The organism is Krasilnikovia cinnamomea (genome assembly GCF_004217545.1).
Taxonomy (GTDB): domain Bacteria; phylum Actinomycetota; class Actinomycetes; order Mycobacteriales; family Micromonosporaceae; genus Actinoplanes; species Actinoplanes cinnamomeus.
The window spans coordinates 5,976,634-6,003,037 of sequence record NZ_SHKY01000001.1 but is presented as its reverse complement, the minus strand read 5'-3'; the positions used below and the strand labels follow the sequence as shown (position 1 = coordinate 6,003,037).

General features: G+C 70.8%; 19 protein-coding genes. 11 read left to right on the top strand and 8 right to left on the bottom strand.

The window, feature by feature from the left end; translation table 11 throughout:
- The first annotated feature begins 411 nt into the window (after positions 1-411).
- From pdhA to EV385_RS27040, 8 genes are all read left to right on the top strand, one after another.
- Positions 412-1,413: a pyruvate dehydrogenase (acetyl-transferring) E1 component subunit alpha gene (gene pdhA / locus EV385_RS27075; RefSeq protein ID WP_207229971.1), complete on the top strand. Its 1,002-nt coding sequence runs from the start codon at positions 412-414 to the stop codon at positions 1,411-1,413.
- A complete protein-coding gene (locus EV385_RS27070) occupies positions 1,410-2,390 on the top strand; it encodes an alpha-ketoacid dehydrogenase subunit beta (protein WP_130511999.1) in 981 nt (326 codons plus the stop codon). The genes pdhA and EV385_RS27070 overlap by 4 nt, the downstream gene beginning before the upstream one ends.
- The gene (locus tag EV385_RS27065) at positions 2,383-3,633 is read left to right on the top strand and encodes a dihydrolipoamide acetyltransferase family protein (RefSeq protein WP_130511998.1); all 1,251 of its coding nucleotides are present in this window, start codon (positions 2,383-2,385) and stop codon (positions 3,631-3,633) included. Before EV385_RS27070 ends, EV385_RS27065 begins: the two co-directional genes overlap by 8 nt.
- Positions 3,630-3,881: an acyl carrier protein gene (locus tag EV385_RS27060; protein WP_207229969.1), complete on the top strand. Its 252-nt coding sequence runs from the start codon at positions 3,630-3,632 to the stop codon at positions 3,879-3,881. The genes EV385_RS27065 and EV385_RS27060 overlap by 4 nt, the downstream gene beginning before the upstream one ends.
- A gap of 29 nt (positions 3,882-3,910) precedes the next feature.
- Positions 3,911-5,683, top strand: coding sequence for an acetate--CoA ligase (gene acsA / locus EV385_RS27055; RefSeq protein ID WP_130511997.1), 1,773 nt, complete (start codon positions 3,911-3,913; stop codon positions 5,681-5,683).
- A 26-nt stretch (positions 5,684-5,709) separates the two neighbouring features.
- Positions 5,710-6,675 (top strand): outer membrane protein assembly factor BamB family protein, encoded by a 966-nt coding sequence (locus EV385_RS27050; RefSeq protein ID WP_130511996.1) that lies wholly within the window; start codon positions 5,710-5,712, stop codon positions 6,673-6,675.
- Positions 6,676-6,842: 167 nt separating this feature from the next.
- On the top strand, positions 6,843-8,195 hold the full coding sequence (locus tag EV385_RS27045) for a wax ester/triacylglycerol synthase domain-containing protein (RefSeq protein ID WP_165449623.1): 1,353 nt from the start codon (positions 6,843-6,845) through the stop codon (positions 8,193-8,195).
- Between the two features lie 48 nt (positions 8,196-8,243).
- On the top strand, positions 8,244-9,599 hold the full coding sequence (locus EV385_RS27040; RefSeq protein WP_165449622.1) for a sulfatase-like hydrolase/transferase: 1,356 nt from the start codon (positions 8,244-8,246) through the stop codon (positions 9,597-9,599).
- A 182-nt stretch (positions 9,600-9,781) separates the two neighbouring features.
- Here EV385_RS27040 and EV385_RS27035 read toward each other — a convergent pair whose 3' ends face one another.
- On the bottom strand, positions 9,782-11,617 hold the full coding sequence (locus EV385_RS27035) for a two-component system sensor histidine kinase NtrB (RefSeq protein ID WP_130511993.1): 1,836 nt from the start codon (positions 11,615-11,617) through the stop codon (positions 9,782-9,784).
- A gap of 437 nt (positions 11,618-12,054) precedes the next feature.
- Here EV385_RS27035 and EV385_RS27030 point away from each other — a divergent pair, with 437 nt between their 5' ends.
- The 3 genes from EV385_RS27030 to EV385_RS27020 all read left to right on the top strand — a co-directional run bounded on the left by EV385_RS27030 (position 12,055) and on the right by EV385_RS27020 (position 16,298).
- Positions 12,055-12,948: an ABC transporter ATP-binding protein gene (locus EV385_RS27030; RefSeq protein WP_130511992.1), complete on the top strand. Its 894-nt coding sequence runs from the start codon at positions 12,055-12,057 to the stop codon at positions 12,946-12,948.
- Complete coding sequence (locus EV385_RS27025) at positions 12,945-14,576, top strand: polyketide antibiotic transporter (RefSeq protein ID WP_130511991.1); 1,632 nt, start codon at positions 12,945-12,947, stop codon at positions 14,574-14,576. The genes EV385_RS27030 and EV385_RS27025 overlap by 4 nt, the downstream gene beginning before the upstream one ends.
- A gap of 135 nt (positions 14,577-14,711) precedes the next feature.
- Entirely contained in the window at positions 14,712-16,298 is a 1,587-nt protein-coding gene (locus tag EV385_RS27020; protein ID WP_130511990.1) for a GGDEF domain-containing protein, read from the top strand.
- On the opposite strand, the gene EV385_RS27015 is transcribed toward EV385_RS27020, so the two are convergent.
- The 7 genes from EV385_RS27015 to EV385_RS35815 form a co-directional block, all read right to left on the bottom strand.
- Positions 16,283-17,233, bottom strand: coding sequence for a 1-phosphofructokinase family hexose kinase (locus tag EV385_RS27015; RefSeq protein ID WP_130511989.1), 951 nt, complete (start codon positions 17,231-17,233; stop codon positions 16,283-16,285). The two genes, EV385_RS27020 and EV385_RS27015, sit on opposite strands and share 16 nt — an antisense overlap.
- Positions 17,234-17,258: 25 nt before the next feature.
- Positions 17,259-18,176, bottom strand: coding sequence for an endo alpha-1,4 polygalactosaminidase (locus EV385_RS27010; RefSeq protein ID WP_242625359.1), 918 nt, complete (start codon positions 18,174-18,176; stop codon positions 17,259-17,261).
- 240 nt (positions 18,177-18,416) lie between these two features.
- Positions 18,417-19,247: a carbohydrate ABC transporter permease gene (locus EV385_RS27005; protein WP_130511987.1), complete on the bottom strand. Its 831-nt coding sequence runs from the start codon at positions 19,245-19,247 to the stop codon at positions 18,417-18,419.
- Positions 19,247-20,191 carry a carbohydrate ABC transporter permease gene (locus tag EV385_RS27000; RefSeq protein ID WP_242625094.1) on the bottom strand — a complete coding sequence of 315 codons (945 nt, stop codon included), beginning with the start codon at positions 20,189-20,191 and terminating at the stop codon, positions 19,247-19,249. Before EV385_RS27000 ends, EV385_RS27005 begins: the two co-directional genes overlap by 1 nt.
- On the bottom strand, positions 20,188-21,549 hold the full coding sequence (locus EV385_RS26995; protein ID WP_130511986.1) for an ABC transporter substrate-binding protein: 1,362 nt from the start codon (positions 21,547-21,549) through the stop codon (positions 20,188-20,190). Before EV385_RS26995 ends, EV385_RS27000 begins: the two co-directional genes overlap by 4 nt.
- A 103-nt stretch (positions 21,550-21,652) precedes the next feature.
- On the bottom strand, positions 21,653-22,960 hold the full coding sequence (gene melA, locus EV385_RS26990) for an alpha-glucosidase/alpha-galactosidase (protein ID WP_130511985.1): 1,308 nt from the start codon (positions 22,958-22,960) through the stop codon (positions 21,653-21,655).
- A 53-nt stretch (positions 22,961-23,013) separates the two neighbouring features.
- Positions 23,014-26,367 (bottom strand): right-handed parallel beta-helix repeat-containing protein, encoded by a 3,354-nt coding sequence (locus tag EV385_RS35815; RefSeq protein ID WP_207229967.1) that lies wholly within the window; start codon positions 26,365-26,367, stop codon positions 23,014-23,016.
- Positions 26,368-26,404 lie beyond the last annotated feature (37 nt).

Sequence of the window (26,404 nt, the reverse complement as noted above, 5' to 3'; positions counted from 1 at the left end):
CGCAGCGACCTCAACGGGCGTCAGCGGGTCCCGGCGGAGCCGTGGCACCTCATCCACTGATGGCCCGCCCGGGCGGGCCGCTCCTCCTAACTGATCGGAACCTTCCGGCCGGTGGGTTCGGCCGCCTTCAACGGGACGGTCACTTCGAGGATCCCATCGCGGTACGAGAGTGTTCCTCGTCGGCGTCGCCGGGCAGCCGCACCGCCCGCTGCAGACCGCTGGGCATCCCTCAAGGACCGGTCGTTCCCGATCGGGTGGGCGCGCAGCTCGGAGCCGCCGCGCCGCCAGGGGGCCTTGCGGCACCGGGCCTTCGACCCTGGTCCGCGGCAGCGCGCCGGGACACGCTGAAGGCATGCCCTGACGCACAAACCTCCTGCCCGATGGCGACGAGCCGATCTTGGAGGCGTCACGATGAGCAAGAAGTCCACGGTGCCGCCAGCAGCGGGCGCCAGCGCTCACCGGCTGGACCTGCTGCGCGAGATGGTACGCATCCGGCGCTTCGAGGAGCGCTGCGTGGAGCTGTACAGCGCCGCTCGGATCCGGGGATTCCTGCATCTGTACATCGGTGAGGAGGCCGTCGCCGCCGGCGTGATGAGCGCGCTGACCCCCGCCGACGCGGTCGTCTCGACATACCGCGAGCACGGGCATGCGCTGGCGCGGGGAATCCCGCCCGGCGCCGTCATGGCGGAGATGTTCGGCAAGGCGGCGGGCTGCAGCCGTGGCCGCGGCGGTTCCATGCACCTGTTCGACGCGACAACCCGGTTCTACGGCGGCAACGCGATCGTCGGCGGTGGCCTGCCGGTCGCCGTGGGGCTCGCCCTGGCCGACGCCATGCTCGGACGCCCGGTCGTCACCGCGTGCTTCTTCGGCGACGGCGCGGTCGCGGAGGGCGAGTTCCACGAGACGCTGAACCTCGCCGCGCTGTGGCGCCTTCCGGTGCTGTTCTGCTGTGAGAACAACCTTTATGCGATGGGTACGGCCATTGAACGCGCCCAGGCCGTGACCGACCTGGCGAAGCGAGCTGCCTCGTACGGCGTGGCCGCCGACACGGTGGACGGCATGGACGTCCTGGCGGTGGAGGACGCGGCGCGGGCGGCGGTCGCGGCGGTGCGCTCCGGCACCGGCCCCCGGTTCCTGGAGCTGCTCACCTACCGCTTCCGGGCGCACTCCATGTACGACCCGGACCGGTACCGCGACAAGGCCGAGATCGCCCGCTGGCGGCAGCGGGACCCGATCACCCTGCTCACCGGCCGGATGCGCGACGACGGCGAACTGCCCGACGACACGCTGCAGGAGCTGGAGGCTGCCGTCGCCGCCGAGATCGACGCGGCGGTCGCGTTCGCGGATGAGGCGGCCGAGGAGCCGGTCGGCGACCTGACCCGGTTCGTGCTCGCGGAGCGGAGCGGGTCATGACCACGATGACGTACCGCGAGGCGATGCGGGAAGCGATCCGGCAGGCGATGCGCGCCGACGACCGGGTCTTCCTGATGGGCGAGGACGTCGGCCGCTACGGTGGGTCGTTCGGCGTGAGTTTGGGACTGCTGGAGGAATTCGGGCCCGAGCGCATCCGGGACACGCCGCTGTCGGAGTCGGCGTTCGTGGGCGCCGGGATCGGCGCGGCGCTGGGCGGGTTGCGTCCCATCGTCGAGATCATGACGGTGAACTTCAGCCTGCTGGCGCTGGATCAGATCCTCAACAACGCGGCCACACTGCGGCACATGTCCGGCGGCCAGTTCGGGGTGCCCCTGGTGATCCGGATGACCACCGGCGGCGGCCGCCAGCTTGCCGCCCAGCACTCGCACAGCCTCGAGGGCTGGTACGCCCACATTCCCGGCTTGCGGGTGATCGCCCCGGCGACGGTCGCCGACGCCCGCGGCATGCTGGCCGCGGCTCTCGACGACCCCGACCCGGTGCTGATCTTCGAGCACGGCGGCCTGTACAACGTCTCCGGCGAGGTGCCCGACGGCGACGGCCGCGCCGACCTGGACCGGGCAGTGGTACGCCGGCCCGGCCGGGACGTGACCGTGGTGGCGTACGGCGGCACCGTCGGCACCGCCCTGACCGCCGCGCAGGACCTGGCCCACGACGGGGTCGATGCCGAGGTCATCGACCTGCGGACGCTGCGCCCGCTGGACGACGCCACCGTGATCGGGTCGGTCGCCCGCACCCACCGGGCGGTCGTGGTCGACGAGGGATGGCGCTCCGGCAGCTTCGCGGCCGAGGTGAGCGCGCGAATCATGGAACAGGCCTTCTACGAACTGGACGCGCCGGTGGGCCGGGTGTGCACCGCCGAGGTGCCGATCCCCTACGCCCGGCATCTCGAAGAAGCCGCGCTGCCGCAGCCGTCCGATGTCCGCACCGCCGTGCACGAGGTGGTCGGCCATGGCTGAGTTCCGCATGCCCTCGCTCGGCGCGGACATGACCGAGGGGGTCCTGGTCGAATGGCTGGTGTCGCCCGGCGCCACCGTGCACCGCGGGGACGTGGTCGCGGTCGTCGACACGGCCAAGGCCGCGATCGAGGTGGAATGCTTCGACACCGGCACCGTCGAACAGCTGCTCGTGGAGCCCGGTGCCCGGGTACCGGTAGGTACCCCACTGGCCACCATCACGGTGGACGAATCCGCCGCGGCTGCGCCCGCTCCGCCGCCGCGAACACCGGTCCACTCCCCCACCCAGCCGCCCCCGTCACCGGACTCGTCGCCGGTGACCTCCCCGCTGGTCCGGCGAGAGGCCGCCACACGGCATGTGAATGTGCGGACGGTGCACGGCACTGGGACCGGTGGCCGGGTGACGCGTGCCGACATACAGCACGCCGCGGCGGCCCCAGCACGCCGACGGGTCTCGCCACGGGCCCGCCGCCTGGCCGCCGAGGCTGGTGTGGACCTCACCACGGTCCACCCCACTGGACCGCGCGGCTCGGTGACCGGGGCTGACATCCTGGGGACCGCGCGCCGGACTGACACGGACCGGTCGGCCGCGATGCGCCGGACGATCGCCGCGCTGATGGCCCGGTCCAAGCGGGAGATCCCGCACTACTACCTGACCGAGACGATCGACCTCACCGATTCACTGCGCTGGCTGCGGGACCGAAACCGCGAGCTGCCGGTGCCACAACGCATCGTTGCGGCCGCGTTGTTGTTGAAGGCGAGCGCCGTGGCGGCCCGCGCCGTGCCGGAACTCAACGGGTTCTGGCAGGACGACGGCTTCGTGCCGTCGACGGCGGTGCATCTCGGCGTGGCGGTGTCGCTGCGCGGCGGCGGTCTGGTGGCTCCTGCCATCGAGAACGCGGACGGTTTGCCGTTGACGGAGCTGATGGCCCGGCTCAAGGACCTGGTCGCACGCACCCGTGCCGGGCGGCTGCGCGGCAGCGAACTCGCCTCGCCCACCCTGACCGTGTCCAACCTGGGCGAACAGGGCGTCGAATCGATCATCGGCGTGATCTACCCGCCGCAAGTGGCGCTCGTCGGATTCGGCCGGATCACCGAGCGGCCGTGGGCCGTCGACGGGCTGCTCGGCGTCCGGCAACTCGTCACCGCAAGTCTGGCCGGCGACCATCGCGCCACCGACGGCGCGACCGGCGCGCGTTACCTGCGCGAGGTCGCCCGGCTCCTGAACCGACCGGAGGAGCTGTGAGTACCCACGACATGGACGAACTGGTCCGCGGCGCATTGCACGAGATCGCACCCGAGGCGGACCTGCGCGGGCTGGCACCGGCCGACGACCTCCGCGAGACGCTCGGCCTGGACTCGCTGGACTTCCTGCAACTGGTGGAGGTGCTCAGCGAACGCACCGGCGTCCGGATCGACGAGGACGACTACCCGAGGCTGGATACCCTCGCCGGCACCGTCGAATTCCTCACCTCCGCGCCGCAGCGAAGCTGAGGCGGTGCTTCGACGAAGGGCGGTGGATCATGCAGAGCTGGATTCCGATCAGGAAAACCGACGCGGAGCGAGCGGCGGCGAACCTCAGCCATTACCCGTGGGTCCAACACGACTTCAGCTGGGAACACGCACGGGAACGGCTGCGCGGTCTCCCGGACGGCGGGCTCAACATCGGCTATGAGGCGGTGGACCGGCATCTCGACACCGAACGCCGGGACAAGACCGCGCTGCGCTGCGTCGACCGATCCGGGGTGGTGCGCGAGTTGACGTACGCGGACCTCGGGCGGGACACCAGCCGCTTCGCCAACCTGCTCGACAGGCTGGGCGTACACGTGGGTGAGCGAGTCTTCCTGCTCCTGCCACGCGGGCCCGAGCTGTACGTGGCCGCTCTGGGCACCCTGCGCTACGGTGCGGCACTCTCCCCCCTGTTCCCGGCGTTCGGACCGGAGCCGATCCGCGAACGCATCGAACTCGGTGACGGGATGGTTCTGGTCACCACACCCGAGCTGTACGAGGCCCGGGTGGCTCCGGTCCGCGACCGGCTGCCCGGCCTGCGGCACGTGCTCGTCACCGGTGACGCAACGCCACCAGCGGGCACGACCAGCCTGCAGGCGGGCCTCGCCGCGGAGTCCGACCGGTTCACGGTGCGGCCCACCGACCCGGGCGACATCGCGTTGCTGCATTTCACCAGCGGCACCACCGGCCGCCCGAAGGGGGCGGTGCACGTGCACGAGGCGGTGGTCGCCCACCACACCTCCGCGCTGTACGCCTTGGACCTGCACCCCGACGACGTCTTCTGGTGCACGGCGGACCCGGGCTGGGTCACCGGTACGTCGTACGGGATCATCGCGCCGCTGACGCACGGCCTGACCCTGGTCGTGGACGCGGGCGAGTTCAGTGCCCGCCGCTGGTTCCAGACCCTCGAACGGGAACGCGTGACGGTCTGGTACACCGCGCCCACGGCGATCCGGATGCTCATGCGGCACGGCACCAGCCTCGCCCGCCAGTACGACCTGTCCGCGTTGCGGTTCGTCGCCTCCGTCGGCGAGCCGCTCAACCCGGAAGCCGTGTACTGGGGCCGGGAGGCGCTCGGTCACCCCATTCACGACACCTGGTGGCAGACCGAGACCGGCGCCATCATGATCAGCAACTTCGCGGGGCTGGACATCCGGCCCGGCTCGATGGGTCTGCCTCTGCCCGGCGTGCAGGTCGCGCTGCTGGAACGCGGCGACAACGGCCGGGCCCGTGTCACCGGGGACACGGTCGAGACGATCGACCGCCCCGGCGTCGTGGGCGAACTGGCGTTGCGTCCCGGCTGGCCGTCGATGTTCCGCGGTTACCTGCACGACCCCGACCGGTACGCGGGCTGCTTCGCGGGCGGCTGGTATCTCTCCGGGGACCTGGCCAGCCGGGACGAGGACGGCTACGTCTGGTTCGTCGGCCGCGCCGACGATGTGATCAAGTCCGCCGGTCATCTGATCGGCCCGTTCGAGGTGGAGAGCACGTTGATGGAGCATCCGGCCGTCGCGGAGGCCGGCGTCATCGGCCGCCCGGACCCGGTGGCCGGCGAGATCGTGAAGGCGTTCGTCACGCTGCGCCCCGGCGTCGCCGAGTCGGACGATGTGCGCCTGGACCTGCTCGGCTTCGCGCGCAAGCGCCTCGGCGCGGTGGCCCCCAAAGAGATCGTCTTCGACGCCCACCTGCCCCACACGCGTAGCGGCAAGGTGATGCGCCGCCTGCTGAAGGCCCGCGAGCTCGGCCTGCCCGAGGGCGACCTGTCGACCCTGGAGAGCGCGCACTGAGAGGCCGTCGCGCCAAGTAGCGACGCATGGGCGGGTGGTCCTGCTCGGGAACCACGCCGCCGCTGGTGGCCACCGGCAGGGTGTTCGTCGCCGACGAGACCGGGGTGGGCGCTTATCAGGCCAAGACCGGTCGTCGGATTTGGCACCATCGCTGGGACAGCCCGGACCAGGCATCGACACCCAGCATGGCCCTATCCGGTGGTCTGCTGCTGGTCGGCGTCGCCGACTGTGAGTCCGTCTCCTCGGTCGGCGGCGATGTCTTCGCCTTCAATGTCGCCACCGGCAGATTGAAATGGCACCAGAGCCTCCCCCGGCCCGCCCATTCCTTGCTCGTGGACAAGGGCGTCGTCGTGACCTCCGGTGCATCCGACACCCTCGGAGTGACCGCCTACCGCGTCAGAGATGGCAGGGAGCTGTGGACCCTGCAGGGCTATTTCGCGGGCGCCGCGGCGCACGGAAGGTTGTTCGTGTCCGGCGCCTACGACGTCTTCCGCGTCGCGGCCGTATCCATCACCACGGGAAGGACCATCTGGACCACGCCGGACCTCAGCTCGTCGGTCGTCGGCGGGGTCGTCGCCGCCACACCGGCGGGTGACCTTGTCTACACCGCGTACGAATCGGGTCTGCTGTGTCTCAGGTCGTCCAACGGGTCGATAGTGTGGCGTGACCCCAACCCAAACGGGCAGCTCGCCACGGACGGTCGGCGCGTCTACCGCGCGTCCGGTAACGCCATCGAGGCTCTCAGCGCCCGGACCGGGCGACGACTCTGGACAACGGGCTTGGCCGGGAGCACCAGCCAACCGGTTCGCGCAGGAGGACTGCTGTACACCGTCGTGTCCGGCGGCAAGCCGCTGGGAATCCTCAACGCCGCCAACGGCAGCATTGCTTCGACGGCCCGGCACCTTCCCAACCTGAACGATGCACATGTCGTGGTGTCCGGCGGGCGGCTGTACATGACCATCGGCAACACGCTGGTGGCGTATGCGCTCTGAGCCGGGCTCGCTTCCGGATCCGTCGCCGGTCAGTGCCACATCAGGTAGTCACTGGTCAGTGCGCGACTCGCGCCGATCCAGCGCCTGCCCACAGGGACCGCATGCCCCCCAGGGCGAGGGCCGTTCAGCACTGGTCGGTGAAGGTTCGGCAGACAAGGCTGACACTCGTGCGAGCTTCCCAGCAGGTGGCCCGGCCTCGTCCGGACCGGGCCGGAAACGCCGATCTGGCGTTCCTCGCGATGGGCCACGGCACGGTGCCGGAACAGTTCGCCGCCGTCCTGGTACTCGACGCCGACCCCGGCGTGGCGGTCGTCGAGCGGACGCTGGCCGCGCGGGCGCCCTCCGTACGACGCCTGCGCCAGCGCCTGATCGGCACGCCACCCGGATGCGGACGACCGGTGTGGGTCGACGACGCCGACTTCGACGTACGGCGTCATGTACGGCATTTACCCTGCCGCCCACCTGGAGACCTCACCGCACTGGTCGACACGGCGCTCACGCAGGTCATCTCACCCCTGTCCCTGAACCGGCCGTTGTGGCGGGCTGCGTATGTGACCGGGCTGTCCGGCGGAGGCGCCGCCGTGGTGCTGGTACTGCATCATGTTCTGGCGGACGGGATCGGTGGGTTGGCCATTCTGGCGGACCTGGTCGACGGCGCGGCGGGGTCCGTACCGCCACCGCCCGCCCCGGCACCCTCGACATGGCAACTCGCCGCTGATGCCGCGGTCGGGCGGCTCCAGGCGATCCGCCGATTCCCGGCGGGCTGGCGCCAGTTCCGGGAGTCGATGACCGCCGGCGGTGGTTTCCTTGCCCCGGCCGCAACCCGGTGCTCACTGCTTGCGACAACCGGCCGTGATCGCCGCGCGGCGATCGCGGAAGTCGCCCTGCCACCGGTGCGTATCGCCGCCCACGCCCACGGCGGCACCGTCAACGCCGCCTTGCTGACGGCCATCGCCGGCGGCCTGTGCACGCTGCTGCACGACCGCGGTGAGACGGTGGACCGTATCTCGATCGCACTACCGGTAACCGCGCGGCACCGGGCCACCCGGGCGGAACTGGGCAACCAGGTCAGCCCACTGTTGCTCACCGTCCGGGGCAGTGGTCCGCTATCGGAGCGCATCCGGGAGGTTGCCACGGCTGTCCGCCGCCGCCGGAGTCAGGCCACCGGACCGGCGCCGATCGCGCTGCTCGGGCCAGCCTTCCGGTGGTTCGCCGCGGTGGGCGGCTACCGTTGGTACCTGCGTCGGCAACACCGGCTGCACACCGTGGTCAGCTTCGTGCGCGGCCCCGACACGCCGATCCGGATCGCGGGCACCAGGGTGCGCAGCATCATCCCCCTCGGCGTCGGAGAAGCCGGCAACATCACCATCGCTTTCCAGGCCCTGTCGTACGCCGACACGCTAACCGTGACGGCGTTGGCGGACCCACACCGGGTTTCGGACCTGGACAACCTGATGACGGCCCTGCGCAGCGACCTGGATCGGATCGCAGCGGCGCCGCTCAACATGACCGAGCACTGAGGACTTACGACGATGGAGAACGCGAGGCAATCCGGGCGGAGGAGAACCATGGGCCGCGCCATCCACCATGCTGCGCTGGGGTGGGTCGCCGCCGCGTGCGCCGCTGCGCTGACCGGGCCGCCGTCGGCCGCCACGGCCGCCGCTCAGGAGGCCAACACCCGGCCCAACATACTGATCCTGCTCATGGACGACGCACGCACCGGCATGACCTCGGTCATGCCCAAAGCCACCGCCTGGATGAACGACGGCGGCACCACCTTCCCCGCCGCCGTGGTGACCACGCCCTCGTGCTGCCCGAGTCGCTCGTCGATCCTGTCCGGCCGCTACGCGCACAACACCGGGGTCACTCAGCAGACCGGCATCGGCAATTACGACCACGGCAAGACGCTCGAACACGACCTCAAGGCGGCCGGATACCGCACGGCCGTGCTAGGCAAGCTGTTCAACGGCTGGAACAACCGCCTCCGGCCGCCGTACTTCGACAACTACGCCCTGGGTGTTGGCTACAACAACACCACCTTCACCGTCGACGGCAAGCGCGTCACCGCGCCATACAGCACCACGTTCATCGGCCAGCAGGTCAACCGGTACCTGGACGCGTACGAGCAGTCCGACGCGACACCATGGTTCGTCTACGCCGGATTCACCGCGCCGCACCCGCCGTTCATCCCCGAACCGAAGTACGCCAAGATCCGGTACTCATGGTCCGGCAACCCGGCAGTCGCAGAGAAGGACCTCTCCGACAAACCGGCATACGTGCGCAACTTCCACCAGACCCTGAAGCAGGGCGCGGCGACCCGTCAGGCGATGCTGCGCACGCTGCTGTCGGTCGACGACGCCGTGGACGCCATCCACCGGCACCTCGACGCACTCGGCGAGAGCAACACCCTGGTGTTTCTGCTCTCCGACAACGGCAGGCTCCTCAGCGAGCACAGACTGCCGACGAAGTTCATGCCCTACCTGCAGGCGGAACAGGTGCCCTTCTTCATGCGCTGGCCCGGACACCTACCGCGAACGCGGGACAGCCGGCTGGCTGCGAACATCGACGTCACGCCGACGGCGCTGGCCGCCGCCGGGTTAACCCCCAGCTACACGTACGACGGACGCAACCTGCTCGCCGCCGGAGGCCGCGACCGGTTGCTGTTCGAGTACTGGCGCGACCCGGCCAACGGCGCAGGCATCCCCACCTGGGCAGCGACCTACGTCGCCGGGCGGTACCTGTACACGGAGATCTACCGGGACGACCGGACCGTGCTCGACCGCGAGTACTACAACCTCGCTACCGACCCGTGGCAACTGACCAACCTGTTCCGCGACCGCAACCCGGCCAACGACCCCGCGATCGCGCCCTTGAGCGCGGCACTCGCAGACCAGCGCACTTGCACAGGCCGCGCCTGCCCCTGACCCGTTTCGAGCAGACCTACCCCGGCGACCCACCCGTCATGCGGGCGGACCATCGCGGCCACCATCCGATTCCGAGCACGCAACGGTGATCACCAACCAGACCGCCGGGAGGTGGGTCATCGCCGCGCCGATCAGCCGAGGCACCTGGTGCGGCCAGCGCTGCGGCGGGTTGGGTCGGTGTCTCAGTGAGGCTGTTGCGTGCGTGGCTGGCTTGGGAAGGTGTGGGGTTGCTGGGTGGCGAGGGGGAGCAGGATCCGGAAGGTGGTGCCTGCGCCGGGTGTGGAGTCCACGGTGATGGTGCCGCCGGCGTCGGCGACGATGCCGTAGACGGTGGCGAGTCCCAGTCCCGTGCCCTGGTCTTCCGGCTTGGTGGTGAAGAAGGGCTCGAACAGGCGGTCCTTGACTTCGGCGCTCATACCGGTGCCGTTGTCGCGGATGGTCAGTTGGGCGTAGCTTCCGGCGGGCAGCGGCTGGGCCGGGCCTTCCGCGAGTCCGGTGATGCCGGTTTCGATGTCGATGGTTCCGCCGTGGGGCATCGCGTCACGGGCGTTGATGACGAGGTTGAGCAGGATCTGGTCGAGGTGGCCGCGGTTGGCGCTCACCGGCACGGTGGCGGGGCAGAGCTGGCAGCGCAGCGTGATGGTGGGGCCGATGGGTCTGCTCAGCAGGTCGGTGGCGTCGGTGACGACCGTGTTGAGGTCGATGGTCTCTGCCTCGCGGGTGTCCCGTTTGGCGAACAGCAGGAGCTGGCTGGTCAGTTCCCGGCCCCGTTCGGCGGCGGCGCGGATCCGGCTGAGGTCCTGTGCCGCTTGGTCGCCCTGGTCGCCGGTTTCGTCGGCGAGCAGTTCGGCGCTGTTGAGGATGATGGCGAGCAGGTTGTTGAAGTCGTGTGCCACGCCGCCGGCGAGCTGGCCGAGGCTTTCCAGGCGGGCGGCCCGCGCCGCGCGTTCCTCGGCGATCTTCTCCTCCGCCTCCCGTTGCTTGCGGGCGGTGACGTCGCGTTCGGTGGCGGCGCCGCCGATGATCACCCCGTCGGTGTCGCGCAGCGGCCACAGGATGGTGGAGACAAAGACCTCGCTGCCGTCCTTGCGACGCCGGGGCGCGTCGTCGAGATGGTACTGGTTGCCCTCGGCCAGCTCGGCGAGCACGAGATGAAGCAGGCGCGCGCGCTCGGGTCGCAGGAGCATCGTGACGGAACGACCGATGACCTCGTCGGTGGTGTAGCCGTAGATGCGCTCGGCGCCGCTGTTCCAGGCCGTGATGATGCCGTCGAGGGTGATCGCGAAGGTGGCGTCGGCGGACTGGTCGACGATCGTGGCCAGCATCATTTTGCGGTGTGCGGTGGCGACGGCGGCACGGCCTGCTCGCACGGCCAGCACCGCGGCGAGCAGCAGGCACGCGACACCGATCACGATCATCATCGTCAATGCTCGGTAGTTCGTCCGGCGTGCGGCGGTGGCGCCCGCGTCGACGGCGGCCTGCGCCTGTCCGGCGAGCTGTTCGACCGCGGTGGCGGCCCGCTCGTACCACAGCAGTTCTTCGCCGGTGACCAGCTCGGTGGAGGCCGCGATCCGGGCCGGTACGCCGGAGCGGTACCCGGACACGATCCGTGCGTCGAGCTCCATGAAGTGGTTGAAGGCGTCCTCGGCGGCGGTGAGCTGCTGCCGCTGGGCGGTGGACAGCGGGTGGGCGGCCATCCGGTCCAGATCCTGGCGGAACGCCGCCGCTGAGGCGAGGAACCTTGCGCGCTGCCCGACCGCATCGTCGGTGGCGTTCGGCACGCCGCTAACCGTGTCGAGCGCGTACGCCGTCTGCCAGCCGTTGAGGTCGGCGATGCGGAACTTGGCGCGGAGCGCGTCATTGCGCAGCTCAGCGGCCTCGGTGATCTGTCGGTTCGCCTGGCGTTGCGCGAGGATGTTGAGGACGGCAAAGCCGATCATCGTGAGTACCAGCAGCGCCACGAGCCCGAGGGCGCCGTTGTCTCGCCCACCGGCATGTATCCGACGCAACGTCTGCATGTATCGGTCTTCCTACCGGGCGGGTGAGCAAGAGATCAGCGTCGCGGGCATCGGCGATGCCGGGAGCCGGTCCCCCGCACGTTCACCGTAAACGCCACTCCACCGCTTAGGTGCTATTTGTCCCGTTAATATGTTGTCTATTTGAAGTGTTCCTATTCGGTGTTCCGAGAAGATTTGGCAAGCGGAGATCCCGGCCACCCCCGGCCGAGGCGGCGTCACGATCCGGTGCCCGCGCCCGGCCCCTCCGGCCGCAGGTAAACGCCAACTCCCGCGCCGCCGTCCGGCCGGTGGTGATCTCCACCGGCGCCTGACCAGCGTCCGCCTCGCCGCCGTGGTGCTTCCGGCGCGAGCAGCCGGGGCGTACGGTGAGCGGCAGGTGTGCCGGGAAGTCTGGTCGGCGGTCATGACCTGTTTCCGACCAGAAGGGCACTGCCGCCATGGACGCTGCTGCACTGCGCGCGGTCCACCTCACCAAACGGTACGGGCGGTTGACCGCCGTCGACGACCTCACCCTCGATGTTGCCGCGGGTGAGGTGTTCGGTTTCCTTGGCCCCAACGGCGCCGGGAAGTCCACCACCATCCGCATGCTGCTCGGTCTGGCCCGCCCGACCGCGGGGCACGCCCGCATCTTCGGCGTCGACGCCGGGGAGGTGGCCGCCGCCCACCGGATGCTGGCCTACGTGCCGGCTGATGTGGCCCTGTGGCCGCGGCTGACCGGTGCCGAACACCTGGAGCTGCTGGCCGCGACCGGGCCGGGCACCGACCGCGGCTACCGCGACGACCTCACCGAGCAGTTCCAGATGGACCTCTCCAAGCCGGCACGGACGTACTCGACGGGGAACCGGCAGAAGGTGGCGCTGATCGCGGCGTTCGCCACCCGGGCGCCGCTGCTCGTGCTCGACGAGCCCACCAGCGGCCTGGACCCGCTGATGGAACGCGAGTTCCGGCACGCCGTCGTCGCCGCCCGCGAGCGCGGGCAGAGCGTGTTCCTCTCCTCCCACCAGCTCGCCGAGGTGGAAGCCGTCTGCGACCGCGTCGGGATCCTGCGCGCCGGCCGGCTCGTCGAGGTCGCCACCGTCGCCGACCTGCGGGCGCTGCACCGCACCGAGGTCACCGTCACCTACACCGGCGTCGCACCCCAGCTGTCCGGGGTTCCCGGCGTCGACACGGTGGAAACCACCAGGGGCTCCCAGCTGCGGTTCACCCTGTCCGGGCCGCCCGGCGCCGCGCTCGCGGCGCTGGCCGGCGCCGACGTCACGGCCCTGACCGTCCGTGAACCCAGTCTGGAAGAAATCTTCCTCGACTACTACGGCGAGCTGGTGAACCCGTGACCGCCGCCGTCCACGGCACACCGCAGCTGCGCACAGACCTGCCGCGGCCGTCGACGGCCGTGACCCGACTCGCTGTCCGGCAGATCCGCCGCGGCGCCCTGATCGTGCTGGCCCTCTGCGCCGGGATGAACGCGTTCGTCGCGGCCAGCTTCGCCACGGTCGCGGCCGACCCCGCCGCGGCCGCCGGGCTGCGCAGCATCGCCGGCAACGCGGCGATCCGTACGCTGTTCGGTGAGCCGGTCGCCCTCGACCACGCCGGTGGGTTCACCGTCTGGCGCGTCGGCACCGTCATCGCGATCCTGCTCAGTGTCTGGGCGATCCTGGCCACCACCCGGATCACCCGCGGCGCCGAGGAAGCCCACCAGTGGGACCTCCTGCTCGCCGGCCGCGTCGGTCTGCGGACGGTCATCGTACGTAATCTGGCCGCTGTTGCCGCCGCTACCACGGCGACCGGCGCCGCCGTCACCACGGCCCTGCTGCTCACCGCCAGCCGGCCCGCGGGTGCGTTCGTGCACGGCGCAGGCATCGCCGCGATCGGCCTGTTCAGTACCGCGACCGCGGCGCTGACCGGTCAACTGTTCGCGTCCCGTACCGCCGCGACCGGCACTGCCGTCGCCGTGCTCGGCACGGCGCTGCTCCTGCGGATGGTCGCCGACGGCGTCACCGGACTGGCTTGGCTGCGCTGGCTCTCCCCGTTCGGCCTGCTCGAACTCAGCGCCCCCTACGGCCATCACCGCGTGCTGCCGATCCTGCTGCTGCTGGCCGCCGGCGTCGCGTTCGCCGCCGGGGCGCTACGCCTGGCCGCGCGCCGCGACGCCGGCGACGGCGTGATCAACCGGGCCGCGCGGCGGGTCCGCAGCCGCGGCCTGCTCGGCAGCATCGAGGCGTTCGCTATCCGGCGGCTGCTGCTGCCGCTGACCGCGTGGGCGGCAGGGATTGCCGCCTACTTCCTGCTGATCGGGCTCACCGCCGTCGCGGTCACCGACTTCATGACCCACAACGGCAGCATCGCCGGCATGGCCGGGCAGGCCGGGTTCGCCGGCCTCGACCGGGTGGAAGGACTCACCGCGGTGGTGTTCGCGTTGCTCGCTCTGCCCGTTGGCGGGTTCGCGGCGGTGCGGCTGGCCGCGTTCGTCACCGCCGAATCCGGCCGGCGCCTGACGCTGCTGGCGGCCAAGCCGGTCAGCCGCGTACGCCTGCTCGGCGCGGAAACCGCCGTGAGCGCGGCCGGCATGGCCGCGCTGGTCACCGTCGCCGCGCTGGCCACCTGGGCCGGTGTCACCGCCTCCGGCGGGGAGCTGAGCCTGACCGCGGCTCTGCGCGGCACCTGGAACACGCTGCCGGTCGCGCTGCTCAGCCTCGGCGCCGCGGTGCTCGCGACCGGCTGCGCGCCCCACGCCGTCGCCCTGCTCGGATCCCTTCCGACCGTCGGCGGATTCCTGCTGTACACGATCGCCGACAGCGTCGGCGCTCCCGGCTGGGTCCGCGACCTGTCCCCGTTCGCGCACCTCGCACCCGTCCCGCTCACCCCGGCCGACATGCCCGCCATCCTCGTCATGATCGCTCTCAGCGCGCTGCTCGCGGCCGCCGGCGCCCTGACCTACCGCAGACGCGACCTGAGCTGCTGACCGCTGCCAGACCGCCGTGTGAACGGCCGGTATGCGGGAGCCGAGACGGGGCCCGGGCTGGCCGGGCTCGGGTCCTCAGAACGTCGCCGGCCGTGCCGATGAGGGGTCTGCAAGCCATCGCCATCGGGGGTCATCTTGTCGGTACAGCTTCCCGTACCGGTCTCCTCGGACGGCCCATTCACCCCGTTCGCGTTCCGCGTCCACAAGATGATCATCAAGGGCGAGTTCCACCGGGCACTCGAGGCCGCAGATCATTACGAGGCCCTGGTCCGGCTCGCCGGCGACGAGATCACCGTCGGCTACCTGATGCAGTGCCGGATGTTCGCCTACATGTGGACCGGCCGCGACCGCGAAGCCGTCGCGGTCGGCGAACAACTGTTGCGGCTGCGCCGCCGTCTCGGCAACCCGGTGGCCGAGGCGAAGACCCGCGCGGATCTTGTCGAGATGCAGTTCCGGCTGGGTCGCCTCGAGGAGGGCCTGGACGGCCTGGCCCGGGCGAACGCCGTGCTGGCACAGGTCGAGAGCAACGACATCCGGTACCTGTCCGCGGTGAACTCCCTGGCCAACGCCGCCCACGGTGTCGAGTTGTACGAACTCGGCGAGCAGGCCTGCCGCCGCGTCCTGGAAGGGATCGGCGCCGGGATGAACTTCGCCTGCCCCATCCACGAGTCCTACGTCATGCTCCTGCTGGAATGGGGCCTGCGCCTGGAGCAGATCGGCCGGTCTGAAGAGGCGGCCGCCCGGTTCCGCCGATGCCAGGCCATCGCGGGGGCGATCATCGCCGAGCTGGAACGCCGCGAGTCCGCGCCGACGCTGGTGATGAAGGGCGCGTACGCCCTGACCCAGGCGAAGCTGGGCGACCCGGCCGCGGCGCTCGCGCTGGCCCGCGAGATCATCGGGCCGCTGCGCCAGGAGGAGCAGTACCTGGACGCCCGGCTCGCCCATCTCGCCGCTGGCCTGGCGCTGAACGCCGCTGGCGACCGGGTCGGCGCCCGCCGCGAACTGCTCGCGGCGCAGCAGCTCTGCGACCACGGCGGCACCCGGGCAGAACGGGTGCAGATCCGGTACGAGCTGGCCCGCCTCGCCGCCGTCGGCGTGGACGCGGAACAGGCCCATGACCTGCTGGACGCCCTCCGGGAACAGGCCCAGCTGCTGTGGGAGCTGCGCCTGGAGCGCGTCGCCGTACTAGGCCAGGTAACCAATCGCATCCGGCTGGAGGAGGAGCGCCGCCGCGCCGACGCGGAGCTGCTGCGCGACGAGCTGACCGGCATCGGCAACCGGCGCCGGTTCAAGCAGATGATGGCCAGCCTCGGCGAACCCGCCGACCAGCCGCGCTGCCTGCTGTTGATCGACGTGGACGAGTTCAAGTCCGTCAACGACACCCACTCGCACGCGGTCGGCGACCGCGTCCTCATGGAGATCGCGACCGCGCTACAGGCCAACTGCCGGGACCGGCACAACGACGTGGCCACCCGCTTCGGCGGCGACGAATTCGCCGTGTTCCTGCACACGGACCTGGCTGGTGCGGTAGAGGTCGGTAACCGGATCCGGCGGGTTGTCCGCTCCCTGGACTGGGGCGCGGTATCGCCCGACCTGAACGTCACGCTCAGCATCGGCGTGGCGGAGCTGAGCCCCGGCATGACAGCCGAGGAACTGCTCGCCGCCGCCGACGCCACTATGTACAGGGCCAAACGCCACGGCCGAGATCAGGTCGCCGCCTGAGCGGTGGCAGCGATGTACGGACGCAACCGGCAGTAGGTGTCCTGGTCGACCACGCCGGCGACCGGTGCACCGGCAGCGGCCGCGGACATCGCCACCGCGTCGGCCAGCGGCGCCGGCCATGGCGTGCCGTCGTGCAGCGCGCGGGCGAGCGCGGCGACGCAGGCGTCACCCGCGCCGGCGGCATTGCCCGTGATCGCCTCGGGCGCCGCGACCCGCCACGCCTGGTCACCGGTGAGTCCGACCAAACCCCGCCGGCCGTGGGAAACCACCACCGCACGGGCACCCAGACGCAGCACCTGCCGCGCCGGGCCGACATCGTCGTCGCCGATGCAGGGATGAGACACCACGGTTGCGGTCGCGGCGAGCCGCTCGGCGAGTTCCTCAGCGTCGGGTTTGGCGATGTCCGGACGGGCGGCGATGCCGAGCCACAGCGCCTCGCCGCTGCTGTCCAGGATCGTGCGCACCCGATGCGCCGCCGCCGTCCGGATGAGCACGGCATAGGCGTCGGCCGGCAGCCCAGTGGGCAGCGAACCGGACAGCACGACAACGCGCGCCAACCGGACCAGCGCCGCGTAGTGCTCGACGAAGCGACCCCACTCCGCGGGGGTGACCGTCGGACCGGGCTCCCAGAACCCGGTCGCCTCACCGGCATCGACGACGGTGACGGTTCGGCGGCACTCTCCCTGGATCCGTACGAAGGAGACCGGAACGCCCGCCGCATCCAGTTGCGTCATCACGAAGGCGCCGGTGACGCCGCCGAGCAGCCCCGTGACCAGGACCGGCTCGCCAACCGCGTGCAGGATCCGGGCCACGTTGACGCCCTTGCCGCCGGGCTGGGACACGACGTGTCGCACCCGGTGCGTCGCGTGGGCGCTGATCGCGTCGACGGTGTACGTCACGTCGAGCGCGGGGTTCAGGGTCACGGTGAGGATCATGTGCCGGGCTCCGTCCGCCCGGTGATCAGCAGGCGTCGTAGACGTACGAGCCGCTGCCGGGAACCGTGACGTCCCGGTCCCGGCGGACGATCGACAGCGTGGCACCGTGGCTCCGGCAGGCTTTGGTGAACGCCTGCTTGGTGTACTCGATGTCGATGACGTTGTTGCCGTACACCGCGGTGTAGTCACCGCACTCGCTGTACTGGCCGCATTCCTCCACGACGGCGAAGTCCAGCCCGGCGTCGCGGCCGGAGGTACCGAGTTCGGCGGTGTTCTTCTGGCCGATGGCGAGACCGGCCGCGTGGGCGTGGGTGGCGAGCAGGTTCACGAACGCCATGGCGTCGGCGCGGGTGAGCAGGCCCTGGGACCGGTCGTACGAGTCGAGGTTGTCAGGTTCCACGGCCCGGAACCCATTGGCGGCGCAGCCGTCGATCCAGCCGTTGACCACGGCTGCCACGGCGGCGCGCTTGGCCGCGGTGGAGATGTCGAGCAGGTTCTCGCCCCAGTCCTGGTCGATCACGTACCTGCCGTTGGCGTCTTTCAACAGCAGTTCCTCGTGGTGCGACTGCCACCAGGGCAACTCGTCGGGCTGCACCTGGAAGGCGTTGACGTAGCAGATGGTGTAGACGCCGCCGGCCGGAGCGGCTTTGCGGTCCCGGCTGACCACCTGCACTCCGGCGGGTGGCTGGTAGGCGCCGCCGATCTGGTAGTCGAACTTTGCGTTTGGCGGCGGGGCAGCGACAGCGCGGGTGGGCGCGCCCGGCCCGGCGGGCTCAGCGGCCCAGCCGTCCTGCGCGGGCTCGACGACCCGGACGGGCTCAACGGCCCGGGCCGATCCAGCGATCCGGGCCGACACGATGAATGCGTCGGCGTGGGTGGCGGCCAGTGCGACGGCGGAGAAGACCGCGACGGCAACAATGAACGCCAGGAGAGCCGCGAGCAGACCGCGGCGGTCGGACGGCGATGAGGGGCGTTGCGGTGCAGAGATCACGACAGGGCTCCGAAGGGTCTCGGGATCTGCCCCGCCTCGGACGCTGAGCATCCTGGCGACCTGAATGCCGGGCTCGGGCTGAAGCTCCCCCACCGGCTGGGCCTGATCACATCGAGCGGCGCGGTACGACCCGCGACGGCTACGAGCGATTCAACGTCGCGCAGGCACCGATGTCAATACCCTGACGTCCACTCAGCTCTTGAGCCCGCTGAGGCTCATTGTGGCGATGAACCGGCGCTGTGCCACCAGGAACGCGAAGACCAGTGGCACGGTGGCGATCACGTTGCCGGCCATCAGCTGGGACCATTCGGTGCGTCGGGTGCCCTGGAAACTGGCCAGGCCGACCTGCAGGGTGAACCGTTGCTCGTCGTTGATCGCCACCAGCGGCCACAGCAGGTCGTTCCAGCTCGACAGCAGGGTGAAGACGGCCAGCGTCGCCAGCGCGGGCCGGGCCAGCGGCAGGACCACGCTGAGGAAGGTACGCAGGGTGCCGCAACCGTCGAGGCGTGCCGCCTCCTCCAACTCCACGGGCAGGGACAGAAAGAACTGCCGCATGAGAAAGATGCCGAAGGCCGAGGCCAGCCACGGCACGATCGCCGCGGCGATCGTGTCCACGATCCCGATCCGCGCGAACATCAGATAGGTCGGGATCATCAGCAACTGGGTGGGGATCATGACGGTCGCGAGAATCGCAACGAACGCCACGCCGCGCCCGCCGAAGCGGAGACGCGCGAAGCCGTAGCCCGCCGTCGAGCAGAGCAACAGATGCGCAGCCACCGCGACAGCCGACACCAGCACGGTGTTCGCGAACCAGCGGACGATGTGCGATTGGGCGAACAGGAAGCGGTACCCGTCGACGTGCAGGGCGCTGGGCAGCAGCCGGGGCGGGAACTGGTTGATCTCCTGCGCGCTCATCAAGGACGCGCACACCATCTGCACCAGCGGCAGGACGAACAGCAGTGCCATCGGCATGAGCAGCAGATGCCAGGCGCTGAACGGCAGCCGGCGCCGCCGCGCCGACATCAGCGCATCCCCGCGGTGCCGCGCCGGTTGTGCCACAACACCGCGCCGGACAGCAGTAGCGTCACCGCGAACAGCACGTACGCGACGGCCGCACCGTAGCCCAGCCGCCGGGTCTGGAACGCGACCTCGTAGATGTAGTAGACGATCGTCTGCGTACTGTTCATCGGCCCGCCGCGGGTGGTGGTGTAGATCAGGTCGAACAGTTGCAGCGCGGTGATGCTCTGCCAGATCGCGATGAACAGCGTCACGGGGCGCAGCCCGGGCAGGGTGATGTGGCGGAACACCCGCCACCGGCCCGCACCGTCGACGACCGCCGCCTCGACCAACTCCCGGGGGATGTCCTGCAGCGCGGCCAGATACACCACCGTGGTGAACCCGATCTCCCCCCACAACGCGATGCCGCAGATCACCAGCAACGCCTGACCCGGGTTCTCGAGGAACTGCTGCTCCGGCAGCCCGATGCGGCGCAGCAGGCTGTTCGCCGCGCCGTACTGCGGGTTGAAGACATAGCTCGCCAGGATGCCGGTGGCCGCGGCGGACGCGACATACGGCACGACAATGCAGGTGCGGTAGAACCCGATCAGCCGGATGCGCCGGTTCAACGCGACCGCGAGCGCCATGCCCAGCAGAACGGAGGCCGACACGAAGACGGCGGTCAGCAGCAGGCTGTGCCGGGCGGCAGAGGCCAGATCCGGATCCTGGGCGAGCCGCTCGTAGTTGCGCCAGCCGACGCCCGTGGCCGGGGCTACACCGTTCCACTTCGTCCGGGAGATGAGAAACGCCCAGACGGCAGGAAAGATGGACAGGCCGATCACGACGATCGTCGCCGGTCCGGCGAAGGCCCATCCGGTCATTGTGCGCCGGGCCGTCCGCCCGCGGCGGCGGCGCGTCCGGGCCGCCGGTGCCTGTTCAGTACGGGCGGGAACCGCGAACGTGAGGCTCACGAATCCTCCAGCGCACCGACCGATCGGCGGGCGGCCTCGTGGAGGGCCTCCTTCGGGGTGGCCGCGCCCTGCAGCACCATGGCGACCGCGTCACCGACGTGGCGGGACAACTCCGCGTACCCGGCGATGGTAGGCCGGGCCTGCTTGGCGTTCGCGAGGTTGTCGAAGAACGCCTGCCCGCCGGGATACTCACGGATGTAGGCGGCGAACTCGGGGGTGCTGTTCGCGGAGCTGCGCAGCGGCAGGTTGCCCAGCCTCAGGTTCCACTTCGCGTCGATCTGTCTGCTGGTCAGCCAGCCGACGAAATCGCGGGCGGCCCTCGCCCGGGCCCCGTCGTCATGGTCGAACAGGACCCACAGATCCGGCCCGGAGACGGTCTGGTGGTCACCGTGGAATCCCGGCAACATCGTCACGCCGTAGTTCAGGCGGGCCTGCTTCAGCTCGAGCATCGCCCAGGGCCCCGACATCATCATCGCGATGCGGCCGTTGTTGAACAGTGGCCCGTACTTCTCGTCGGTCTGGTCGAGATACATGGACCTGTCGTCCACCGCCATGGCCCGCAGCGTCTCCAGGGCGGCCACCCCGGCGTCCGAATCGAAGGCCGGCCGCTTGCCGTCCAGGATCCTGCCGCCGCGCTGCCACAGCAGCGGCCACAGGTGCCATGTGGTGTCCTCGCTGCCCGAGACGGAGTAGGTGGTGCCGTAGACGCCCCGGCCCGGATCGGTGAGTCTCCTGGCTGCCTGGCGGAAGTCGTCCCAGGACCAGTCGTTTGTCGGGTACGCCACCCCGGCGGCATCGAACAGCTGCTTGTTGTGGATCAGGGCGAGGTTGTCGACGAGCGCCGGCACTCCGATGACCCTGCCGTCCACCGTCGCGGTCATCCGGGCCGCGAACGGCATCTGGTGCCAGCCGAACGCGGGGTCGCCGACGAAGTCGGTGAGGTCTTGGGTACGGCCGCTTGCCGCGAGCTCGCCCGCCCAGCTGCCGTACGCGTACGAGATGTCCGGGTAGGTGTCGCTGGTGAATCCGGCGGACAACTTGGTGAGCAGGTCGTCGGTGGTCGACGCGCCCGCCGACGTCTTGATGGTGACGTGGGGGTGGAGCCGTTGGTACTCGGCGGCGAGTTGCTCGGCGAGCTGCTCCGCGTCGGCCGACTGGCCGGTCCACCAGGTGATGGTGACCTCGTCCGGGGCGTGGCCGGCGAGCGTACGCTCGCGATCGTCCCGGGTGCTGCAGGCGGTGAGCAGCAGGACCACGGCCGTGGTCGCGGCGAGCAACGACTTGTGCCGGGGCCACCGCAGACGGCTCGGCGCTGGACCATGTCGTCGAGCGCGGCGGACGCCGGCCAGATCATCCATGACTGTCGATTATTCTCGACCGCGCCGGCTCGGCAAACACTCCCGGTTCAGTCCGGCAACGGGTCTGCCCGTTCGTACCCGTGCGGCCAGGGTCAGCGGGCTCCTATGCCGACACCCGGCCGCGCAGCGGTTCCGGCAGCAGGTCGCCGTGTGCCTCGGCGAGTTCGTCGCACAACTGCCAGATCCGGTCGACGGTCAGCGTCGCGGCCGTGTTCGGATCCACCATGGCCGCCTGCCGGATCAGCCGGGGGTCGCCGTCGAGCGCGGCCCGGACGGTGAGCTCGCCGACGTTGACGAAACCCCGGTTGACCGCGGCGCACTGCGGGGGCAGCGCCCCGACCCGCTCCGGGCGCAGGCCGAGGCGGTCGACGACGCAGGGCACCTCGACCGCGTACCCCTCGGGCAGGTTGCTGATCAGGCCGTGGTTGGCGACGTTGGCGTGCACCCTGCGCGGCGTCCCGGTCTGCATGCTGTGGATGAGCTGGGGTGCGTACTCCGTCGCCTGGCGCGACAGGTCCAGCGGCTCGCCCGCGAGCAACCCGGCCCGGGTGGCCGCGTAGGCGGCCAGATTCTCCGCGCTGATCCGCACGTACTCGCCGACCGGGATCCGCAGACGCTGGATTTCGGTGTCGTGGTGCAGATACCAGGGAACGTATTCGGCCGAGTGCTCGCTGGTCTCGGTCGGGAACCAGCCGAGGCGCCGGTACATGTCCATGCGCACCCGGCGGCGCAGCTCCGGGTCCGCGCCGAGGCGGGCGTCGAGCCGCGGGTAGAGGTTCTCGCCGCGGTGCTCCCACCGCAGCAGCCACGCCTGATGGTTGACGCCCGCGCCGGTGTAGTCCACCTCGTCGAACGGCGCGCCGACCAGCTCGCTGAGCTCGCGCACGGTCCAGTAGACCGAGTGGCACAGGCCGACGGCCTTGACGTCGGGCGCGACCGCCGTGAGGTACGCGATGTTCATCGCCATCGGATTGGTGTAGTTGAGCAGCCAGGCGTCCGGACACAGTTCGCGCATGTCGGCGACGATGCCGTCCAGTACGGGGAAGGTCCGCAGGGCCCGGAAGATGCCCCCCACGCCGAGGGTGTCGCCGATGGTCTGGCGCAGCCCGAAACGTGCCGGGAGCTCGAAGTCGCGCACCGTCGCCGCGTGCATCCCGACCTGGATCGCGTTGATAACGTAGTCAGCGCCGTACAACGCCACACGCCGGTCCACACTGGACACAATGGCCGGTTTCGCGTCAAGCTGCGCCGCGGTGCGCTGGGCGATCGTCTCGGCCGTAGCCAGCCGCTCCGGGTCGATGTCGTGCAACGCCAGCGTGACGTCACGCAGCTCGTCGAAGGACAGGATGTCGGCGAGCAGCTCCCGGGTGAAGACCACACTACCGGCACCGAGGAACGCGATCGCAGCCATGGCGGGATTCTGGGCACGGCGAGCATGAGCGCGCAAGATGTCTGGCCGAGCGCTCAGAAACGAACTGCCGACGCCAGGCCCCCGTCCACTGGCACCCCGGCCAGGCCTCCCGCCATCGACGCACCGCGCCCCGGACGGAAGCCCAGGTCGGCGACAGTCAGGGTGCGCGACGCGGCCGTGCGGGCGAGACCCGCCGCGAGCGCGTGGGCGCCGCGCACGGTACGGTCCGGCAGGTCCACGACGATGTCGGCCACCGCCGCGCGGACGTCATCGGGCACCTCATGGCCACGCCGCAGCAGGTAGCGGACGGCGATCTCCGCCAGCTCCGCCGCCGCGTAGTCCGGCACCTCCCACCGGTGGCCGAAACACTCCGCCAACTGCGGCACGGTGGTGAACAGCTGCGCCAGCACCGGCGGCTCGCCGAGCAGCGTCACGGCCGGGTCGCCGCCCGTCGAGGCCAGCGCGTCGGCCAGCGCCTCGGCCACCTCGGCCTGGAAACCGTCGTCGCCGCCACCCCACTCGATCACCAGGGTGCCACCGGCCGCCTCGCGCAGCACCTCGGCCACCAGGGTGCGGGCTTGCCCCGGCCACTGCGCCGCCAGGCCGCCAGCGGATGAGACACGCACCAGGTGACCGACCGTAACCAGCCGCAGCTCGGACAGCGCCTGGCCGTACAGTCTGGCAAGTTCGCTGCGGCCGCTGCCGCGCGCGCCGGCAATGACGGCGTTCGCCTGCCGGCCCACGTGCTGCCCGGCGCCCCTCGCCGCGGCGACTTGCAGCACCGCCCCGACCAGCGCCTGCCTGGCCGGATGGAGGCCGACCAGGTCGCTGATCCGCCGCCAGGCGCGGCTGGCCTGCAGCGCCGCGTGCGGGTCGAGGACCGCGTCCAGTTGCGGGGGCTCATCCGTCGCCTGCGCCAGCTGGGCCAGCTCCGGCAGCAGGTCGGCCGCGGTGAGCCGGTTGAGCTCACTGTCCCGCGCCGGCGGCGCCGCCGCGAGGCGGGATGCCTGGTTGCTCACCATGGACTCGAACAGCTTGCGGGCCACGCGCCCGTTGCCGAAGGTCGGCCCCTTCGGCACCCGCTCGAAGTACGCGGTGAGCGACTCCACCGCCTCATCGGTCAGCTCGTAGTAGTGCTTGCGGCACAGGTTCGTGGCAATGGTGACCAGTTCGTCGACGCGGTAGTTGGGGAACTCGATCGTCCGGGTGAACCGTGACGCGAGGCCCGGGTTGGACTGCAGGAACTGCTCCATCAGCTCGGAGTATCCCGCCACGATCACGACCAGCTCGTCGCGATGATCCTCCATCATCTTCATCAGCGCGTCGATGGCCTCCTGACCGAAGTCCGGCCCCGAACCACCGGACCCGGCAGTGAGGGTGTACGCCTCGTCCACGAAGAGCACACCCCCCATCGCTCTGGTGACCAGCTCGGTGGTCTTGATCGCGGTGGAGCCGATGTACTGGCCGACCAGGTCGGCGCGGGCCGCCTCGATCATGTGGCCCTTCTCGAGGATGCCCAACTCGGCGAGGACCGCACCGTAGAGCCGCGCCACCGTCGTCTTGCCGGTGCCCGGCGGCCCGGCGAAGACCAGATGCCGGCTCATCGGCGGCATCGGCAGTCCCATCTGCTGGCGCAGCTGCGACATCCGGATCAGGTTGATCAGGCCCTTGACCTCCTTCTTGACCCCGTCTAGTCCGATCAGGACGTCCAGCTCGGCCAGCGGCCCGGTCAGTTCCATCCCCGGCGCCAGCTCCTCGTTGTGCTCGTCGCCGGCGGCCGCACTGTCACCGCCCGAGTCGGGCGGCAAGGCGACCGCCGCCCGGTGTCCCGCCTGTTGCTCGCGACGCGCCCCGGTCGTCAGGTCCTCGACGGTGACCTGGTGCTGGTCGGGCCGGAACACCGGCACGCCGGCGCTACCCTGCACCACGCACCGGGTCAGCCGGACCGGCTCCGCGGTGTCGGCATGCACCCCGTCCCCGCCACTGCCCAGCACCTCACACTCCGTCATGGTCGCCCGGCCCCCGGGCTCGATGCCGACGCCGTGGCCGCCGGAGTCCCGCACCCGGCACCGGGTGGCGCTCAGCGCGCCACCGGCGGCGACCCGCATCCCGTCGCCTACGGCGCCGACGACCTCGCTGTCGCGGACCACCGCCTCGACACCGTCGCCGACCACCAGGCCGCCCCCGCGCAGCAGCACCGAGCCCAGCGTCACGCGGGAACCGCCGCGTACGCTGACGGCCGGCTGCTGTGTGGTGGTGATCCGGGCGTCGCTGAACGTCGCCTGAGCCCCGCCGTCGACCTCCACCGCTACCGCGCCCACCAGGTCCAGCTCCACGTCGGCGAAGTCCACCTGGCTGCCTTCGCCCGCGACGACCCCGGCCCCGTTGCCGGTCTCGACCCGCAGCCGGGCGAACGCCACCGTCGAAGCGCCGGCCACCACTGCGACGTGCTCGGAGGTGCCGCGTACGGTCAGGCCCTCGAATGTCGGCATTCCCGCGCCGTCGACCCGTACGCCGATCGGGCTGTCGACGACCGTGCAGTCCACGAATCGGGGGGCGGCGCCGCCGGTCACCTGTACACCGGTGTGCTTGACGCCGCTGAACGTGCATTGCCGGAACACCGCGGCGCACCCCTCGGCGAGGTGCGCCGACTGCACGGCGGCACCGGTGAAGGTCGAATCGGTGATCGACACCGTCCCGTCGCCGCGCAGGTACAGGTCGACGTTGGCGCTGTCGCGCACCCGGAGCCGGCTGATCCGGGCCGCGCCGTGCTGCTCGACCACGATCGCGGGCTTTGCGGCCGCCACGATCTCGCAGTGCTCCAGTACGCACGTACCGTGGCCGTTGACGCAGATCCCGTTGCCGGTGACCTGACGCAACTCGCAGCGGCGCAGCGTCAGCGTGCCGGACTCGGTGACCACCACGGCGGACGAGGCCACCTCGCTGATCACCGTGTCCTCGACGGTGCTGGGCCGGGCGGAGGTCACCACGATCCCCGCCCCGGCCCGGTTGCTCACCTCGCAGCCCCGCATCGCCAGCGAGCCGTCCAGCCGGGACAGCAGGGTCGCCCACGAGGCGCCGAGCACCCGGCAGTCGTCGAGCGCCACCTCGCCGTGGTGCACGTCGACCGCGGCCAGCTGGTCGTCGTCGCAGGACAGGGTGAGCCCGCGCAGCTGCGCGCCCGCTCCGTTGACGACGCAGACGCTGCCCGCACCGGCGTGCACCAGCACCGTGCCGGGGCCGTCCGCCGCGCTGATCGTCACGCGCTGGGTCAGGACCAGATTCTCCTCGTACCGCCCCTGGTGCACGGCGATGGTGGCACCCTCCGTGGCCCGCGCCAGCGCCGCGGCGATCGTCGGGTAGGCGCCGGGCCGGCCGCCTGCCACCACCAGCACCTGCCGGTTCATCCTGACACCTCTCTGTTCGCCGGTCTGTGCACCGGAT

Bases quoted from the DNA above. Each gene is read 5' to 3' on its own strand.
- EV385_RS27070 (WP_130511999.1), top strand. From the start codon at position 1,410: ATGACCACGATGACGTACCGCGAGGCGATGCGGGAAGCGATCCGGCAG.
- acsA (WP_130511997.1), top strand. From the start codon at position 3,911: ATGCAGAGCTGGATTCCGATCAGGAAAACCGACGCGGAGCGAGCGGCG.
- EV385_RS35815 (WP_207229967.1), bottom strand. From the start codon at position 26,367: ATGAACCGGCAGGTGCTGGTGGTGGCAGGCGGCCGGCCCGGCGCCTAC.
- melA (WP_130511985.1), bottom strand. From the start codon at position 22,960: ATGGCTGCGATCGCGTTCCTCGGTGCCGGTAGTGTGGTCTTCACCCGG.
- pdhA (WP_207229971.1), top strand. From the start codon at position 412: ATGAGCAAGAAGTCCACGGTGCCGCCAGCAGCGGGCGCCAGCGCTCAC.
- EV385_RS27015 (WP_130511989.1), bottom strand. From the start codon at position 17,233: ATGATCCTCACCGTGACCCTGAACCCCGCGCTCGACGTGACGTACACC.
- EV385_RS27035 (WP_130511993.1), bottom strand. From the start codon at position 11,617: ATGCAGACGTTGCGTCGGATACATGCCGGTGGGCGAGACAACGGCGCC.
- EV385_RS26995 (WP_130511986.1), bottom strand. From the start codon at position 21,549: ATGGATGATCTGGCCGGCGTCCGCCGCGCTCGACGACATGGTCCAGCG.
- EV385_RS27005 (WP_130511987.1), bottom strand. From the start codon at position 19,247: ATGTCGGCGCGGCGGCGCCGGCTGCCGTTCAGCGCCTGGCATCTGCTG.
- EV385_RS27030 (WP_130511992.1), top strand. From the start codon at position 12,055: ATGGACGCTGCTGCACTGCGCGCGGTCCACCTCACCAAACGGTACGGG.
- EV385_RS27040 (WP_165449622.1), top strand. From the start codon at position 8,244: ATGGGCCGCGCCATCCACCATGCTGCGCTGGGGTGGGTCGCCGCCGCG.
- EV385_RS27050 (WP_130511996.1), top strand. From the start codon at position 5,710: ATGGGCGGGTGGTCCTGCTCGGGAACCACGCCGCCGCTGGTGGCCACC.
- EV385_RS27065 (WP_130511998.1), top strand. From the start codon at position 2,383: ATGGCTGAGTTCCGCATGCCCTCGCTCGGCGCGGACATGACCGAGGGG.